Raw genomic sequence first — 16,974 nt, 5'->3', positions numbered from 1 at the left:
ATCTATGAACCTGCTTCAACAAGTGATACCTTTTTAGTAACGTGTAGCAAGTAAAAAATGAAAACGTTATCAAAAAGGAGGAAAAATATCTATGCTTTCTTTATTAGGATTTTTAATGGTTGCAGTGTTCATGTATTTAATCATGTCAAAGCGACTTACCCCAATGGTTGCTCTTATAATTATTCCCATCATATTTGGTCTAATAGGCGGTTTTGCTAGTAGAATGGGACCTATGATGCTAGAGGGTGTAAAAGACATTGCTCCTACAGCTATTATGATTTTATTTGCTATTTTATATTTTGGGTTGATGATTGATTCAGGATTGTTCGACCCTCTTGTTTCATTCATTTTAAAGGTTGTAAAAGGAGATCCTCTAAAAATTGTTGTAGGGACCGCTGTGCTTTCAATGATGGTTGCTTTAGATGGGGATGGAACTACTACATATATGATAACGGTTTCTTCTTTGCTTCCGCTATATAAGCGCTTAGAAATGAATCCGCTTATCCTTGCAGGAGTTGCGATGCTATCTATGGGAGTTATGAATATGACTCCCTGGGGAGGTGCTTCTGCTATGGCTATGAGTTCATTAAATTTAGATTCGTCTCAGTTGTTTTTGCCTTTGATACCTGTAATGGGTTTTGGACTTCTATGGGTGCTGATTGTTTCTTTTGTCCTTGGAAGAAGGGAAAGAAAAAGGTTAGGAGTTATCAATATTAAACATTCTGCAAATGAAATTGCACACGCACATGAATTAGAGGGAACAGCGCAGCATCCAGACTATCGACGTCCTAAGTTAGTATGGTTTAATTTTCTCCTTACGGTTAGTCTTATGGTGTGCTTAATTATGGACTTCATGTCGCTGATGCTTTTGTTCATGGTAGCGTTTGCTATTGCATTACTAATAAATTATCCAAACATCAAAGATCAACAGCAGCGAATTTCATCTCATGCAAATAATGCGGTAGCCGTCGTTTCAATTGTTATTGCAGCAGGTATTTTTACAGGAATCATGTCTGGAACAAAGATGATTGATGCTATGGCAAATACGCTTGTAGGAATAATTCCAGATGCAATGGGCCCTTTTTTGCCAGTTGTAGTAGCGTTTTTAAGTGCCCCTTTTACATTTTTCATGTCCAATAATGCTTTTTATTTTGGTGTACTGCCGATTATTGCTCAAGCTGCCGAAAGTTATGGGATTAGCGCAGCTGAAATTGGAAGAGCTGCTATTTTAGGCCAACCTGTTCACGTGATAAGCCCCTTGGTAGCAGCAGCTCACTTATTAATTGGAATGGTAGGAATTGAATTTAGTGATTTGCAACGATTTTTAATTAAGTGGGCGCTAGGAACTACGGCAGTGATGACACTAGCTGCATTAATTTTAGGCGTTATTTCCATTTAATAAAAAAAGACCCCTCGGGGTCTTTTTTATACTCTTAAGTTGAACTAGACTGTTCGCTGCAGCTGCTTTTTTTAAAATAAAACTTATAAATTAAAAATCCGCATACAGCCACTACCGCTGCAATTAGAATATAAGTTTGTGCATCTGAGATAAAAGATTGAATGGACTTAAAGTTTCCGATTTGTCCTAGCCAAAGCATGGCAATATTCAAAGGAAAGATACCAAGAAATGTGAGCAGAGCAAACGGCATAGGTTTCACTTTAGATAGCCCTGAAAGGTAGGAAATGTAGTTGCCGAGCCCTAAAGGACGAGCAATAGCAATACTCCATAATCCGCATTTTTTAAACCATTTTTGTGATTTCTCAAACGCTTTTTTTTTCTTTGATAATTTTTTCTTTACCTTATCTTCTAATTTATAGCCTATCCCATACGGTATAAAGCTAAAAGCTGTATAAACGGCGCTTCCTGCAAGAGCGATTAATAATAATTTCACTATATGCATGTTTAATAAGTATCCGTAGGTAAGGGTGAGAGGAGAACCAGGAAACGGCAGGGAGGAAGCCTCAATGGCCAGTCCGCTTAAAAGTCCCCAAATTCCAAATTGTTTCAGTAAGTCTGTTATGAAGTGTAGCATAAGATCGCCTCTTTTTCTGTGTCATAACATTCAAATACCCATCTATATGTTCGGAAAAACTTATAAGAGAAAAGAAAATAAAGGAAGAGAGCAGGATGTGACAGAAAAAAATTAGCTTGTACAAGAAAAAAGAAAAGAAGTGTATTTTATAGTTTCTACTCAGAATGAAATTATAGGGGGAAAATAATCGAGTGCGAATTTTTAAATAAACTACGACTTTTATTCATAGTTTTGATTCCTTTTATTCATTTTACTTATAAAACTAACGGGTGTAAACTTGTTTTGTTGTGAAATAATCCATTATGTATATGTACTAAAAGGAAAGGAGGTTACCGTGTGGTTATTATTGTAGGATTGTTATTGTTGATGTTTTTTGCTTATCTAGGATGGTCTATTATCTGGGTAGCACCTGTTGTAGCTACGTTTGTTGCTTATTTTAGCGGTTTAAAAGTACTGCCTACTTATACAGATGTGTATATGGGAGGCTTTGTAAATTTCGCTGCAAAATGGTTCCCCATCTTTTTATTAGGAGCCGTCTTTGGAAAGCTAATGGAAGATACAGGCGCAGCTAAGTCGTTGGCGCAGCGCATTGCTAAATTGTTTGGAAGTAAAAGAGCCATTTTAGGAGTGCTGATTGCTTCAGCCATTTTGACATACGGCGGAGTGAGTCTATTCGTTGTTGTCTTTGCGATTTATCCCTTAGCAATCGCGCTATTTCGAGAAGCTAACGTATCGCGAAATTTACTGCCAGCAACCATTGCACTCGGAGCATTTACATTTACAATGACAGCGATTCCAGGTACGCCTCAAATTCAAAATCTGATTCCGACTGCTGCATTTAAAACCAATGCAATGTCCGGTTCGATTATTGGAATTGTCTCAGGCCTTATTATGGCAGTGGGAGGCTATTTATGGTTAGCTTATCGCGATAAAAAATTAAAAGCTAAAAATCAAGGATTTACCGAGCCTAATGAATCATCGGTTGCCGCAAGTGAAGAGCAGGACTCGATGAATGTGATATTAGCTATTTTACCGCTGATTATCGTTGTCATGACATTAAACGTTTTAAAATGGGAGCCTATCGTATCATTATTAATTGGTATTTTTTCTATTTTACTTATTAATTTCAAACACTATAAGACGTTTATTTCTTCTATAAATGAAGGAACAAAAGGATCCGTAATGGCTGTTATTAACACGAGTGCAGCAGTTGGTTTCGGCTCGGTTATTACAGCAGTTCCAGAGTTTAAAGATGTCACGCACGTGCTGCTAAACGTCTCGAGTAATCCGCTCGTTTCAGAAGCGTTAAGCGTTCAAGTGCTAGCGATGATCACGGGTTCAGCATCCGGTGGTATGGGTATTGCGCTTCAAGCATTAGGAGATACGTGGTATCACTTGTCTCAAACGACGAATTTAAGCGCCGATGCTCTTCACCGCATTGCAAGCGTTGCGTCAGGTGCATCTATTTTACCGCATAACGGTGCGCTGTTAACGCTATTAGCCGTAACTGGTCTTCGGCATAAAGAAACGTATAAAGACGTATTTGTTGTTGCATTTATCATCCCGACAATCGCTTTATTTGCAGGAGTCGCATTAGCGGCAGCCGGTATTATTTAAAAACAGGAGGAGAATACACATGGTTGAAAATCAAGTAATTGTAATCACAGGAGCAGCAAGAGGAATTGGATTTGAAATAGGTAAACGATTCGCAGAAAACGGCGGAAAAATTGTGTTATCCGACATTGATCAAGCTGCTGTAGAAGCTGCAGCACAAAATCTTCGTGAAGCTGGATTCGAAGCGCTTGGTGTCAAAGCCGATGTAACAAAAGAAGAAGAAATCAAACATTTAATTGAAACAGCAAACGCACATTTTGGAGCGGTTCATACGTTCATTAACAACGCTGGCTTGCAGCATGTTTCTCCAATCGAAGAGTTTCCAACTGAAAAATATGAGTTAATGATTAAAATTATGCTAACAGCTCCATTTATGGCGATTAAGCACGCGTTTCCAATCATGAAAAAACAAGGATTCGGACGTATTATTAACGTTTCTTCTATCAACGGTTTAATCGGTTTTGCGGGCAAAGCAGCTTATAACAGTGCCAAACACGGTGTGATCGGCTTAACAAAAGTAGCTGCTCTTGAAGGTGCAGCACATGGTATTACGGTTAATGCACTTTGTCCTGGCTATGTGGATACACCACTAGTAAGAGGTCAGTTAGATGGTTTAGCTAAAACAAGAAACGTACCATTAGAAAGCGTTCTTGAAGAAGTTATTTATCCTTTAGTCCCTCAAAAAAGATTACTAGACGTTAGCGAAATTGCTGACTATGCTATCTTCTTGGCGAGTGATAAAGCAAAAGGTGTAACTGGTCAAGCGGTAGTAATGGACGGCGGATATACAGCTCAATAAAAAATAGAATAAATCATTAAAAGCATAAATGAGTCCAACGGGCTCATTTATGCTTTTTTAGGTTATATCTATTCTATTGAGTTAATCAACGTTAAAATATAATTAGGCTATACATAAAAAAGCCTCATATGCTATTTCTACTGTAAAGATAAATAGTATGATAAAAGAGTGTACAGATTAGAAAGGATGATACATATGGTGCAAACAGTAAATGAATTAATTAAACATCCGGTTTTTTATTTCTTTAACGAAATCTCAGCTATTCCTAGAGGATCTGGAAATGAAAAAGAAATTAGTAACTATTTAGTTTCTTTTGCAAGAGAAAGAAGCCTTGAGGTTATCCAAGACGAGGCTTTAAATGTAATCATTAAAAAGCCGGCAGCTAAAGGATATGAAAATGCTCCAACCATCATTTTGCAAGGACATATGGACATGGTATGCGAGATAAATAAAGGAACTGTCCATGATTTTGAAAAAGATCCGCTTCAACTGCGAGTTGTGGAAGATATGCTTTATGCAGATGGTACTACGTTAGGAGCTGACAACGGTATTGCCGTTGCATATGCACTGGCTTTACTAGATGCTCAAAATATAGCACATCCTTCTCTTGAAGTAGTCATTACTACTGAAGAAGAAACAACTATGGGGGGAGCTATTGCTGTAAATCCGGCTCATTTTGAAGGGGAAATCTTTATTAATCTTGATACAGAAGAAGACGGAAAGCTGCTTGTCAGCAGCGCAGGCGGGGTAAAAGGTGTACTTCGTATCCCGCTAAGCTGGGAGACGCCTTCCGATAAGTCAGAGACATACAGCTTAAGCATCGGTGGATTGCGCGGCGGACATTCCGGAATGGAAATTGACAAAGAGAGAGGAAATGCTAATAAACTGCTAGGGAGAGTTTTATATGATTTACAGCAGGAACTTTCCTATTCTTTAAGCAGCATTAGCGGAGGATTAAAATCAAATGCGATTCCCCGTGAATCAGAAGCAATTCTAACGCTGGAGCCTTCTGAGGTAGGAAAGTTTGAAAATAAGGTTCGTGAGTGGAACGAAATAGTAAAGAACGAATTACAAGCGGCTGATCCGGGCGTCTATTTGAAAATGAACAAATCTTCTTGCGTTAAGAAATGTTTTACAAAAGAAACAACAGAACGAATTGTACAAGCCATTATGCTAACACCAAACGGCGTTCAAAGCATGAGTATGAATATTGAAGGATTAGTAGAATCTTCTACCAACTTAGGCGTAATCACTACTAGCGAATCTGAGGTTGTTCTTCAAAATGAAATTCGCAGCTCAGTAAAAAGCTTAAAAGAAAAAATAGTAAGCCAAGTGCGAATCCTTGCTCAATTAGTCGGAGGAACAGTTGAAACAAAAGGTAATTATCCTGAATGGGCATACAATGGAGATTCAAAAATTCGTGAATTATGTAAAAAGGTTTACAAAGAAAAGTATGGAGAAGAGGCAGAGATCATCGCTATCCATGCTGGAATTGAATGCGGTATTTTCCTAGAAAAAATCCCTGGATTAGATGCCATTTCGCTTGGACCCGATATGTACGACGTTCATACGCCTGATGAGCACCTGAGCATTTCGTCTACTATTAAGACATGGGAATATTTATTAGCAGTATTAACAGAAGCAAATAAGATATAAAGTTATCAGGATCCCTATAATTTTTTAAAAAGAGCTTCTGCAAAGGAGCTCTTTTTCATTCGTCATTTATCATATAATAAACAGGGTGCCCTCAATGCAACAGGCAATTGAGAACATTTATGTAAGCGCTTTACAAATAAAGGTTTTAAAATGGCCCTAAAAGAGGTAAACAATTACTAAAACGATAGACAAATAAATTCAAAACAAGCTCTGCAACTAATAAATTAGTAGGGAGAGAATGTATATGAATGATAATAGTCTTATCAAAGATCCCTTTTTGGAAAAAGGAGAAATTGAATTTTTAGAATTAAAGAAAGAAGAAATACGTTATCTAAAGTTCGATCGGTTTTTAAAAGTCATTAAAGCACTTAATCAACGCAGTGATAAAGGCTATCAAAGTCTTATGCTTTCCGTTGATGGCTTTAAAAGTAATTCAAGAGAATTATATGAGATAGAGGAGTTTCGCAGATACGTAAATCTGTTAATTAATCAAGTCCCTCAAATGTTATTTTATATTCATGATAAAAATAAAATGACTAATCAAATTTTGAAGAGTTTATCAAACAATAGCAGTCAACAGGCGTCTATAGATCCTAAAAAAGCACGTTTAATGATTGACGCCATACAGGAGCAAATAGAGAAAACAGAGGATAAAGAAATAAAGGAGGATCTTTCTGATTTCGTATGTAAAATACAGAGCTTTGTGAATCCGTATTAACAGCTTCCAATAGAAAAAGTAGAATCTACGGGATAAAAAGTACGAGAGCTTAAAGCTTCTCGTGCTTTTTTGTTGGAAAAACTGTAGAAAAAGAAAAGGATTATCAACATATATTGATAAATAATAAAGGGAAAACTTCATATTCGGACGTGAAATAATCAGGAGGAATGAACATTGGATCATATTGAAATAAGAAGACCAAAAATAGAAGACAGCGCAGAAATCCACGAACTTTTTAGCGCAGTGATTACAGATACTTTTCATAAAGAAGGCTTATCTGACATGGTGAACGATATACAAATAGAAATTGAAAGTAAAAGAAGATATTTAAAATGCGACCTTAATAGCAATGGAAAACATCGATTCTTTTGGCTTGCGATAGATACGTGTACCAATAAAATTATTGGCTGTATTGAATATGGTCCTGTTAGTGAATTAATTACGGCGTGTACAAAAGGGGAGCTGCAGGGATGGATTGAAATCGGCACAGTTTTTGTTCATCCAAAGTACCAAAGAAACGGGGTAGGAACACTGCTTGTACATATTATGCTGCTTACGCTTCAAAGCAGAGAAATTAAAAAAATCTGTTTGGACAGCGGATACAAGAATGCTCAGAACGTATGGAAAAAAACATTTGGAGAACCACATTATCTAGTAAAAGATTACTGGAGCAAAGGGTATCATCACATGATTTGGAAAATAGAAACAGAACGTACACCGATAGTATTTAAATTCAGTCATAACGGATAATAAGATGTCTTCTAAAAAATAGCCGGTAGAAACGTACCGGCTATTTTTTACGGATTGAGCTGCTTGCATATATGAGCAATTATAAATCAGAGTAGTTTATTAAATATAATACCTTGACTGTCATAGTAATATGATTTAAATTATACATAAAGAGGTGATACTTTGGTATATGCAAAAATGTCTTCAGATTTACTTCGGGGACATACAGATACAATGATTCTAAAATTACTTCTCAGCGGCGATAAGTATGGTTATGAAATTAGTAAGCTTATTTATACCCACTCTAAAGAGCAGTATGAATTAAAAGAAGCCACAATGTATTCAAGCTTGAAGCGTCTAGAAAAGGATGAACATATTCTTTCTTACTGGGGAGATGCCGTACAAGGCGGTCGCAGAAAATACTATAAAATTACAGAACAAGGAAAAAGCATATATAAACAAAACAAAGAAAACTGGGAGCAAGCGAAAAAAATTATTGATTTGTTGCTGTAAGAAAGGATGTTATAAATGAACGAAAGAATAAAAAATCATGTGCATAACATTTTTGCTCCTTATCAGGATGTAAAAAACGTTCAAGATTTAGAAGAAGAACTATCACAGAATTTGCAGGAAAAGTTTACAGACTACAAAAAAGACGGACACAGTGAGGAACAGGCTTATCATATGACAATCAATTCTATTGGTGATCTCACTGAACTGATTGAATCAATGAATGTAGCCACAAAGGAATTGAAGCAAACCGTTCCTATGGATTTTTCAAAGACCGAGCTTGCAAAATCTGATTTTCGTTCTGTATCGGTGTATAAAGGGAAATTTAATGCAAGTAATTTGAACGAATCTGATTTTAGCTACGCAGACCTTACAGACAGCATGTTTAAAAGCAGTAATTTAACGAAAGCGATATTTCATCACGTTAATCTGACAGGCGTACAGTTTAAATGGGCAAATTTTAAACAGGCTAGTTTTAAAGATTGTATCTATGACAATACGTACTTTAAGCAATGTAATTTAACAGAGATTGTGTTTGACGAAGAAACATTTAACGGAACAATCTTTGAAGGAACATCATTAAAAAAATCCTCATTTCGCAACGCAACTTTGCTAAATGTACAGTTTCGAGGATCAGATTTAAAGAAATCCGATTTTGAAGGTGCAAAAATGGATAAATTGACATATAACTTTTTAAAAAGCGCCAAGATAGATCTTAGTAAAGTTACGATTATTTAAAGATAAAAAAGACCTCTCTGAAGGTCTTTTTTATGGACATATAACAATTCTTTTTAAGAGCGAGCAGGATAGTTTAGTAGAGAGCTAGAACACATTCATAATACGAACGATTACGGCAACAAGCTGGATATGAGAAAAACATATTCGTATCTTTTAAATAATAATAAAGCTTTTATGACTTATGTAGAGGAGTATGGAAATGTCTATATATGAAATTTGGAATGAAGTGGATCTTTATATGAATAATAAGCTTATACAACCTGACCCCATTCTTGAGGAGGTATTGAAGGCAAATCAAGAGGCTGGACTACCTGCTATCGACGTCTCGCCTAGTCAAGGAAAGTTTCTGCATTTGTTAGCTTCATTAAAAGGAGCTAAACGCATTTTGGAAATTGGCACTCTTGGAGGTTACAGCACCATTTGGCTAGCCAGAGCTCTTCCGAAAGACGGGCAGCTTATTACGCTGGAATTAAACTCTCAGCATGCAGAAGTAGCAAGAGCTAATTTAAAAAGAGCGGGAGTAAGTCACTTAGTAGAAGTCATTGTCGGCCCCGGGCTTGATACATTAGCTGTATTAAAGGATAGGAGAACAGAGCCGTTCGATCTTATCTTTATTGATGCTGACAAGCCGAATAACCCCAATTACTTAAAGTGGGCCTTGAAATTATCGAAAAAAGGAAGTCTGATTATTTGTGATAATGTTGTTCGTCAAGGGCATGTGGTGAATGCAGAAAGTGAAGATGAAAATGTAAAGGGAATTCGCCAATTTATGAATGCTCTGGCTCAAGAAAAACGAATCAGTGCCACGGCTATACAAACCGTTGGAAGCAAAGGCTATGATGGCTTTATTTTAGGAATTGTTGAATGATAGAACTCGTGTTACATATAAAGAGGCTGGGACAAAAGTAGTTTTGTTGAAGGAAAAACCGCACGATGAATTCAAGTTCTTGATGGAGAATCTCGATTCATCGTGCGGTTTTTTTTACGGTGATAGTAAACGTAGATTTCATGCATGTATTTGCTTTTAGCTGTTCAGATCATGTATCCGATCCGTTCGTCTTTAGAGTGGATTGATGCCGTTATCTCCCAGCCTCTATTTAATTTGCGTCCAACTTATTTGTCATTTGTTTTTCGGTTAAAAAACTAATTAATTCTCGTACAGCAAATGAACTGTAGCGTTCTTTTAACAGAATAATTCCAAGTTCCCACATCATTTCTGGATCTGCAATAGGTATCGTAATAATGTTCGGGTCCTTTACCTTGGCGTAAAGCGATTCGGGTAAAATAGCAATACCAAGTTCTGCCGCTGTTAATTCAATAATTAAATCCCATTGAGAGCTTTTATACGCGATAGAAGGCACAAAGCCTGATTTTAAAGCATCTTGAATTAACCGGTCGTGCAGCGTAAATTCTTCACTGAACATAATAAATTTTTCATCTTCCAATTCTTTCATCCAGACGGAAGAACGTTTCGCTAAAGGATGGTTTTTATGGGCGTATAACAGAAACCTTTCCTTAACGAAGGGGTATACGTGAAAATGATCATCATGACCGCTTGTGAGAGGAAGCATAACAATCCCCATATCTACACCAGCCTCTTCCACAAGCGCTTCAATTTTTTTTGCTCCAAATTCAATAAGCTCTAGAGATACTTTAGGGTATTGTTTATTAAATGATTTTGCAATCTTCGGGAAAAACAAGGTCCCGATGAGCGGAGGGACTCCCATCTTGATTTGCCCGGTTTGCAAATTCATCAAATCTCCCAACAAGTGAGGCATGTCTTTTAACACCGACAGAGCTTTAGTTGCCTGGTGATACACAACTTCTCCTGCATCAGTCAGCTTTAATTCTCTTGTCGAACGATCAAGAAGCTCAAATCCTAGTTCATTTTCTACTTTTTTGACGGCTTTACTTAAAGCCGTTTGTGACAAATGAACTTGCAGCGCTGCCTTTGTAAAATTTTTATGATTCGCTACCTCTATAAAGTATTCTAAGTCTCTGATTTCCATGTGAAACTCCATTTCTGCAAACTGCTTATCCTTTTTCTTTACTCTTTATTTTACCTATTAAATTATTTACTGTAAATGCGCTGATTAAAAAGGGAGAATCTATTCAATGAATAAAAACAGGGAAAAAATAAACTAAAGTTTCTGTCGAAGTTGATTTATAAAACAAATAATCTTTTTATAGAGAAACCTAGATTTTGCTATTAGCTGATGGGGAATATAAAGATTTTTGCATCTACGTTCGGGCAAAAATGCAAGACTTATCAAAATAACTGAAAGTCCAAAGGCTGCGGCTGTAATCTCTAGCCAAGAAAACATCATATCATTCCTCCTTTTACAAACCTATTAATAGAATATGTAAAAGTTTGAAAGGAGGTTGTACGATAGACCTATAACGAGCGGCGCTATGAAGCTCCTTCTAAAAATAAAATGACGTTAAAGAACGCAGAGCCTGTGCCACACGTTCTTTAACGTCATTTTATTTGCGCTCTTCAGCCTGATGCTCTTGTTTGTTTTGCTCAGTGAGACGTTTTTGATGAGCTTTTGTTTCTGCACTTACGTGATTCGCATCATTCGGTTGATTCTTCTTTGAACCTCCTGCAGCGTTACTCATTAGACGACACCTCCAGTCCGGTTATGCAACATACCTATAGAATGTGCGTATTTACAGACTTTATACATCGCTATCGATATTACTGCACACGAAAAAAGCAAAGGAAGAGTCACTAAGACTGTTCCTTTGCTTTTTTACTAGGCGACTTTATCGGTGGTGATAATTTTGTTAATCCAGTCTTTTCCTTCTGTAAACCTTGTAACAAGCATCGCTGTTACTGTATTTCCCGTACTGTTTAAAAGCGTAGCAGGGGCGTCAATAATCGTTGAAATGACCGCAATAATAGGCAGGACTTCTGGAGAAAATCCATAAATTGTAATAATTAACATTTCGCCAATCATACCGCCTCCAGGAATCGCTCCCATTACGGCTCCAACTAAAAAGGCTACGCCTAAAATACTCAAAATACTCGTAGCAGACGTCATATCTTTGCCAAACAAACTGAATAAGAAAACAATTTTTAGAATACCGCCGATAACAGAACCATCTTTATGGGTGTTTGCTCCTAATGGAATAACTGTTTCAGCAATATCCAGCGGCACACCCATTTTCTTTGTTGCATCTAAATTAACTGGAATAGATGCAGCAGAAGAACAGGTAGCAATAGCGGTGATAGAAGGAGCGGCTGCATTTTTCCAGAACAGCTTAATTCCTGCTTTACCGCCAGCAATCCATGCGTATAGCGTAAAGAAGCCAAAATAGTAAACGATTGCAATTAATAAGTAAAGAATAAATGCTCTAGCGTACCCTTGTAAGATCTTTGGTCCAAGTTCTCCTACTACAGTAGCAAAATAGCATCCTAAACCAATTGGAGCATAGTACATCACAATTTTAACAACCTTCATCGATACTTCTTGACCAGAAGTCAGAAATTTCGCCATAGGCTGTCCTTTTTCACCAGCCATCGTTGTAGCAATACCGAAAATAACGGCAAAGACAATTAATTGTAAAATATGCTCTTTCGAAAATAACTGAACAAAATCAGGTACAGTAAATGTACTAACAAGCTGAGTTAAAAGGGCCATTTTTTCAGCTGTATTTTCACTGTCACCCATTAATTCTTTAATGGCAGAAGTATCTACGTTGTGCAGGGGATTGTAAAGTGAGGCGCCTAAAAAGCCTAGAACGGCTGAAACAGCAGCAGTGGCGACAAACACAACGGCAATACCCAGCATAATTTTACCAAGACGTTTCATTTCGTTCATGTTTGCGATCGCCGAAGCAACACTAAAAAAGACAAGGGGAACGATAATCATGAACATTAAATTAAGAAACAAATCACCAAAGGGCTTTACGACTGCCACATCGGGCCCGATAGCATATCCTGCTATCCCGCCAATTAAAATAGCGAGAAGCAGAATAAGCGATGATCTGTACGTTTTAAATACACTTAAAACCATAGTTAGATTTCCTCCAAACAACAATAGCTTCTTTACTACGCAAGAACAGCTATCATTTGCTCATTGCATAGGTAGTAACGACTGGCTTTACATCTTTACGCACCAAATCTTCGTATGTTTCTCGCTCTACAGCAAGACGAGCTTCTCCATTTTTCACAAATACAACAGCAGGGCGCGGAATACGGTTGTAATTGCTAGCCATTGAATAGTTGTAGGCACCTGTAGAGGATACTGCTAGTAAATCTCCTTGATTAACGCGCGGTAAATCGATATCCCAAATAAGCATATCTCCTGATTCACAGCATTTCCCCGCAATTGATACCGTTTCATCTTTTTTATCCGTCACTCTATTAGCCAAGACAGCTTCATGTTTTGCATCATAAAGGGCAGGACGGATATTGTCAGTCATACCGCCGTCAATTCCTACGTATTTGCGTACACCTGGAATCTCCTTAGTTGAGCCAATTGTGTAAAGCGTTGTACCTGCTTCTCCTACAATGCTTCTTCCAGGCTCAATCCAAACTTCTGGAAGGGTATAATTTTGTTCAGTTAACGTGCGGCTTAGCTTTTCTGTCAGTGCATCTACATAATACTCAACTGGAAGAGGAGAGTCGCTTTCGGTATAACGAATACCAAAACCACCACCTACGTTTAAAACTTTTACTTCAAACTCCATTTTATCACGAATACTGAATAAGAAATCAGTTAAAATATCAATGGCGCGAGAAAAACCATCTACTTCAAAAATTTGCGAACCAATATGACAATGAATGCCTAAAAGATCGTAGTAAGGCTTTTCTAAGGCAGAACTTACCGCTTTCATAGCTTGGTCATTGGAAAGACCAAATCCAAACTTGGAGTCTTCCTGTCCGGTCATAATATACTCATGTGTGTGGGCTTCAATCCCTGGAGTAACACGCAGAAGAATAGATGCTTTCTGTTTGCGCTCAGCTGCTAACGCATGCAAAACTTCAAGTTCGGTGAAGTTATCCACAACAAAACAGCCAATATTCGCATCAAGAGCCATTTCCATTTCTTCAATCGTTTTGTTATTTCCGTGAAAATGAATGCGTTCAGCTGGATATCCAGCTTCAAGAGCTGTAAATAATTCTCCTCCTGAGACCACATCTAGTGACATATCAAGCTTCGTTAAAAGGCTAGCCATTTCCATGCAAAGAAACGCTTTCCCTGCATAGGCGATTTGATATGAAAATCCGCTTCTTTGAAAGGCTGAATGGAAGGCCTTGCATTTTGTCTCAATTAATTCTTGATCGTAGATGTATAGGGGAGTGCCGTATTGTTTTTTCAGTTCAACCGTATCGCACTTCCCAATTTCTAAATGATTGCTGCTGTTAATTTTACTCGTTCCATGTAAGTACATAATCCGTATCCCTCCATTTAAATCATTCAACTATAACTTTGATGGTCAGTAGAAAAACACAAAAAAGACCCGTGAAGTGATGTTCACGCGTCTTGGTTTCATAATAATAAAGTATTATTACATTCTAGGCATCAACATCTCTTCAATAGCTCTCCACAAACCAAATGGTTTGTGACAGCTCAGCATTTATTCAATACTGAACCAGTATATGAACACAATGGATGTTTATATACTTCGGCACGAAATCCCTTTTACTTATCTTCACAGACTCCATTAGTCTCCAATAAGTGACTCTTGATTTCATGCACCTCTATTCTCAGAGAGGAAAATTATATTTAAATGTAACTCCTATTATATTTCCTTTTCCTCTGTCTAGTCAATGAAAAGTTAAGGCATAGGAATATCAAAGAAGATAAATAAAAAAGCTATGAAGCTTCCAGAGAGTATCCAAGCAGCCAGCGCTGTCTTCTGATGAATCACTAAAAGTGAGAACGTGACAATATTGAAGAGAAAAGAACACAGCAGCGACCATCCATAATGATGAGTGATACTGTGATTAACATAAGCAATGAACTCAATCACAGTAAATAAAAGCGCCCACAAAAGAATCCACCACAGCCGGCCGCTTACATGCAGCGGCAGCCTTCCTAAAAATACCGGTATGACAAACGGATAAATAATTAAGGTTATTCCAAGGGAGACCATTAGGTGATCGGGTAGAAAAAGGTGGTCAATACCAACAGGATGAAATACCCATACCCGGTGATGAAACAGCAGCACTTCATAAAGCAAATTCCCCGTGACCCAAAACAGCAAAGTAGGATAGTATTCTTGATATCTTCGCCACTTGCCAAATAGTAAACCAAGAATGATAAAAAATAATACAAATGAAGATTGCATACGCTCTCCTTAAAATAATGGTTATTTCTTTTTATTTACATATTATAGCGGTTTTATTCTTTTATCTTTTTATTCAGAACCTATAATAGAAAAGCGGTAAGCAACAGCGTTAAAGATGTACGATCACTATTTATGATTTTCTCCACCCTGCTATACTCTCGGTAAAAGAACTTCTAACGCTTTTGTTTACGATGAAGGGAGCTATATGTCAAAATCAGCACGCGCCAAAAACAAGTTAAAAATAGCTTCGCCTAGTATGTGGCTTCTTTTTTTGCTATGCTAAAATTACATACATATAGCATGAGAATACTAGAAGAAAGAAAAGGGTGTTTTGGTATGAAAACATACATCGTAGTTGGAGCAGGGATACTTGGAGCTTCTACAGCATATCATTTAGCAAAAGCAGGAGCAGATGTGACATTAATAGATCGCAAGGATGCTGGTCAAGCTACTGATGCAGCAGCAGGAATTGTTTGTCCATGGCTTTCACAGCGTCGAAATAAAGCATGGTACCGCTTAGCAAAAGGCGGCGCCAAGTACTATCAAACATTAATTCAGCAATTAGAAGAAGATGGAGAAACGGATACGGGATATAAGCGAGTAGGAGCAATTAGCTTACATACTGATGACCAAAAGCTTAAAAAAATGGAAGAACGAGCATATAAGCGTCGGGAAGAAGCTCCTGAAATAGGCGAGATTACACGTTTATCAGCTAAAGAAACACAGGCTTTGTTTCCGGTTCTTTCCGAAGAATACAGTTCAGTTCATATTAGCGGAGCCGCTCGCGTTAACGGAAGAGCTCTTCGAAATGCACTTGTGAATGCAGCGAAGAAAAACGGTGCAAAAACAATAGAAGGAAACGCAGAACTTCTTTATGAAAATAATCGAGTAACGGGCGTTTCCGTAAATGGACAAACCCTTCTAGCAAGTACAACAATCTTGACAGCAGGAGCGTGGGCAAATCAATTACTAGAGCCTCTTGGAGTGGAATTTTTAGCAAGCTTTCAAAAAGCGCAAATTGTCCACTTGCATCTTCCAGATTTAGATACCAAAGACTGGCCCGTTGTGATGCCTCCAAGCGACCAATATATTCTTTCGTTTGAACAAGGTCAAATTGTCATAGGAGCAACACATGAAAACGATACGGGTTATGACTTGAGAGTAACGGCTGGGGGGCTTCATGAAATTTTTTCAAAGGCCTTATCCATTGCTCCCGGCTTAACAGAAAGCACAGTCTTAGAAACAAGGGTAGGATTTCGACCATTTACTCCGGGCTTCTTGCCAGTCATTGGAGCTCTTCCGGCTTACGAAGGAATACTAGTAGCAAATGGTCTTGGAGCTTCTGGCTTAACGTCGGGCCCTTATCTTGGTTCAGAACTTGCTAAATTAGCACTTGAAATGGAAATGGAAATTGATCTTAGCGATTATGATGTAAGAGGAGCTATTGAGTCCTAAGCAAATAGAATGAATGAAAACAAATAGAAGTTCGCAAACTATAACTACTACATGATGAAAGGAAGTAGATTGTTTGCGAAAGGTTATAATAAGTGCAGCAGCAGCTTTTTTATTTATGAGCGCGACGCCTGTATTAGCGGAAAACAATCCTCAGCCAGAAACAAAAGACGTGAAGCTGACGTCTCAGCAAAAGCAGGAATTATCCGTGCTGTACAAAGAAATGTTCGAAAAAAAGAAAGAAATACTTTCAAAATATGTGGAGTACGGCGTGCTAAGCAAAACGGAGAGTCAAAACATTTCTTCACATATGGAAAATCGCTATCAGCATATAGAGAAAAATGGTTTTGTGCCGAAGCGGCACTGTCATAACATGCATCATTCAAAGTAATTCCTATTCACATAAAAAAAGCGCCTGTATAGGC

General features: G+C 37.7%; 17 protein-coding genes and 1 riboswitch. Of the genes, 11 read left to right on the top strand and 6 right to left on the bottom strand.

The window, feature by feature from the left end:
* Positions 1-91 precede the first annotated feature (91 nt).
* Positions 92-1,399 carry a CitMHS family transporter gene (locus N178_RS23890; RefSeq protein WP_045295326.1) on the top strand — a complete coding sequence of 436 codons (1,308 nt, stop codon included), beginning with the start codon at positions 92-94 and terminating at the stop codon, positions 1,397-1,399.
* Between the two features lie 34 nt (positions 1,400-1,433).
* Here the strand turns inward: N178_RS23890 and N178_RS23885 are convergent, their stop codons facing one another.
* Positions 1,434-2,033, bottom strand: a complete 600-nt coding sequence (locus N178_RS23885) for a DedA family protein (RefSeq protein ID WP_045295325.1) — start codon at positions 2,031-2,033, stop codon at positions 1,434-1,436.
* A 336-nt stretch (positions 2,034-2,369) separates the two neighbouring features.
* Between N178_RS23885 and N178_RS23880 the strand changes: the two genes are divergently transcribed.
* The 8 genes from N178_RS23880 (at position 2,370) to N178_RS23845 (ending at position 9,665) form a co-directional block, all read left to right on the top strand.
* Complete coding sequence (locus N178_RS23880; protein ID WP_080890249.1) at positions 2,370-3,650, top strand: GntP family permease; 1,281 nt, start codon at positions 2,370-2,372, stop codon at positions 3,648-3,650.
* Positions 3,651-3,669: 19 nt separating this feature from the next.
* A complete protein-coding gene (locus N178_RS23875; protein ID WP_013057034.1) occupies positions 3,670-4,446 on the top strand; it encodes a 3-hydroxybutyrate dehydrogenase in 777 nt (258 codons plus the stop codon).
* A gap of 195 nt (positions 4,447-4,641) precedes the next feature.
* Complete coding sequence (locus N178_RS23870) at positions 4,642-6,102, top strand: aminoacyl-histidine dipeptidase (RefSeq protein WP_045295324.1); 1,461 nt, start codon at positions 4,642-4,644, stop codon at positions 6,100-6,102.
* 244 nt (positions 6,103-6,346) lie between these two features.
* Positions 6,347-6,820 carry a hypothetical protein gene (locus N178_RS23865; RefSeq protein WP_029714707.1) on the top strand — a complete coding sequence of 158 codons (474 nt, stop codon included), beginning with the start codon at positions 6,347-6,349 and terminating at the stop codon, positions 6,818-6,820.
* Between the two features lie 174 nt (positions 6,821-6,994).
* Positions 6,995-7,570 carry a GNAT family N-acetyltransferase gene (locus tag N178_RS23860; RefSeq protein WP_045295323.1) on the top strand — a complete coding sequence of 192 codons (576 nt, stop codon included), beginning with the start codon at positions 6,995-6,997 and terminating at the stop codon, positions 7,568-7,570.
* A 162-nt stretch (positions 7,571-7,732) separates the two neighbouring features.
* Positions 7,733-8,062 carry a PadR family transcriptional regulator gene (locus N178_RS23855; protein ID WP_080890248.1) on the top strand — a complete coding sequence of 110 codons (330 nt, stop codon included), beginning with the start codon at positions 7,733-7,735 and terminating at the stop codon, positions 8,060-8,062.
* Positions 8,063-8,077: 15 nt separating this feature from the next.
* Positions 8,078-8,797: a pentapeptide repeat-containing protein gene (locus N178_RS23850; RefSeq protein ID WP_045295322.1), complete on the top strand. Its 720-nt coding sequence runs from the start codon at positions 8,078-8,080 to the stop codon at positions 8,795-8,797.
* 199 nt (positions 8,798-8,996) lie between these two features.
* Positions 8,997-9,665, top strand: coding sequence for an O-methyltransferase (locus N178_RS23845; protein ID WP_045295321.1), 669 nt, complete (start codon positions 8,997-8,999; stop codon positions 9,663-9,665).
* Between the two features lie 229 nt (positions 9,666-9,894).
* Here N178_RS23845 and N178_RS23840 read toward each other — a convergent pair whose 3' ends face one another.
* From N178_RS23840 to N178_RS23820, 5 genes are all read right to left on the bottom strand, one after another.
* Entirely contained in the window at positions 9,895-10,806 is a 912-nt protein-coding gene (locus N178_RS23840) for a LysR family transcriptional regulator (RefSeq protein ID WP_045295320.1), read from the bottom strand.
* 475 nt (positions 10,807-11,281) lie between these two features.
* Positions 11,282-11,416, bottom strand: coding sequence for a hypothetical protein (locus N178_RS27955; RefSeq protein WP_013057043.1), 135 nt, complete (start codon positions 11,414-11,416; stop codon positions 11,282-11,284).
* Positions 11,417-11,553: 137 nt separating this feature from the next.
* Complete coding sequence (locus tag N178_RS23830; RefSeq protein WP_045295318.1) at positions 11,554-12,816, bottom strand: dicarboxylate/amino acid:cation symporter; 1,263 nt, start codon at positions 12,814-12,816, stop codon at positions 11,554-11,556.
* A gap of 52 nt (positions 12,817-12,868) precedes the next feature.
* Positions 12,869-14,197, bottom strand: a complete 1,329-nt coding sequence (gene lysA, locus N178_RS23825; RefSeq protein WP_045295317.1) for a diaminopimelate decarboxylase — start codon at positions 14,195-14,197, stop codon at positions 12,869-12,871.
* A gap of 138 nt (positions 14,198-14,335) precedes the next feature.
* Positions 14,336-14,518: riboswitch (Lysine riboswitch) on the bottom strand.
* 66 nt (positions 14,519-14,584) lie between these two features.
* Positions 14,585-15,097, bottom strand: coding sequence for a CBO0543 family protein (locus N178_RS23820; RefSeq protein WP_025751926.1), 513 nt, complete (start codon positions 15,095-15,097; stop codon positions 14,585-14,587).
* Between the two features lie 336 nt (positions 15,098-15,433).
* On the opposite strand from N178_RS23820, the gene N178_RS23815 reads away from it, so the two are divergent.
* Positions 15,434-16,552, top strand: coding sequence for an NAD(P)/FAD-dependent oxidoreductase (locus tag N178_RS23815; RefSeq protein WP_045295316.1), 1,119 nt, complete (start codon positions 15,434-15,436; stop codon positions 16,550-16,552).
* A gap of 73 nt (positions 16,553-16,625) precedes the next feature.
* On the top strand, positions 16,626-16,940 hold the full coding sequence (locus tag N178_RS23810; protein ID WP_045295315.1) for a YckD family protein: 315 nt from the start codon (positions 16,626-16,628) through the stop codon (positions 16,938-16,940).
* Positions 16,941-16,974 lie beyond the last annotated feature (34 nt).

The sequence above is a fragment of the Priestia aryabhattai B8W22 genome (assembly GCF_000956595.1).
Lineage (GTDB): Bacteria > Bacillota > Bacilli > Bacillales > Bacillaceae_H > Priestia > Priestia aryabhattai.
The sequence above is the reverse complement of the archived record's forward strand: the minus strand, read 5'-3'. Positions and strand labels throughout refer to the sequence as shown.

What these genes read in the sequence shown, in the direction of transcription:
- N178_RS23890 (WP_045295326.1), top strand. Translation starts at nt 92, where the DNA reads ATGCTTTCTTTATTAGGATTTTTAATGGTTGCAGTGTTCATGTATTTA.
- N178_RS23885 (WP_045295325.1), bottom strand. Translation starts at nt 2,033, where the DNA reads ATGCTACACTTCATAACAGACTTACTGAAACAATTTGGAATTTGGGGA.
- N178_RS23875 (WP_013057034.1), top strand. Translation starts at nt 3,670, where the DNA reads ATGGTTGAAAATCAAGTAATTGTAATCACAGGAGCAGCAAGAGGAATT.
- N178_RS23870 (WP_045295324.1), top strand. Translation starts at nt 4,642, where the DNA reads ATGGTGCAAACAGTAAATGAATTAATTAAACATCCGGTTTTTTATTTC.
- N178_RS23865 (WP_029714707.1), top strand. Translation starts at nt 6,347, where the DNA reads ATGAATGATAATAGTCTTATCAAAGATCCCTTTTTGGAAAAAGGAGAA.
- N178_RS23850 (WP_045295322.1), top strand. Translation starts at nt 8,078, where the DNA reads ATGAACGAAAGAATAAAAAATCATGTGCATAACATTTTTGCTCCTTAT.
- N178_RS23845 (WP_045295321.1), top strand. Translation starts at nt 8,997, where the DNA reads ATGTCTATATATGAAATTTGGAATGAAGTGGATCTTTATATGAATAAT.
- N178_RS23840 (WP_045295320.1), bottom strand. Translation starts at nt 10,806, where the DNA reads ATGGAAATCAGAGACTTAGAATACTTTATAGAGGTAGCGAATCATAAA.
- N178_RS27955 (WP_013057043.1), bottom strand. Translation starts at nt 11,416, where the DNA reads ATGAGTAACGCTGCAGGAGGTTCAAAGAAGAATCAACCGAATGATGCG.
- N178_RS23830 (WP_045295318.1), bottom strand. Translation starts at nt 12,816, where the DNA reads ATGGTTTTAAGTGTATTTAAAACGTACAGATCATCGCTTATTCTGCTT.
- lysA (WP_045295317.1), bottom strand. Translation starts at nt 14,197, where the DNA reads ATGTACTTACATGGAACGAGTAAAATTAACAGCAGCAATCATTTAGAA.
- N178_RS23820 (WP_025751926.1), bottom strand. Translation starts at nt 15,097, where the DNA reads ATGCAATCTTCATTTGTATTATTTTTTATCATTCTTGGTTTACTATTT.
- N178_RS23815 (WP_045295316.1), top strand. Translation starts at nt 15,434, where the DNA reads ATGAAAACATACATCGTAGTTGGAGCAGGGATACTTGGAGCTTCTACA.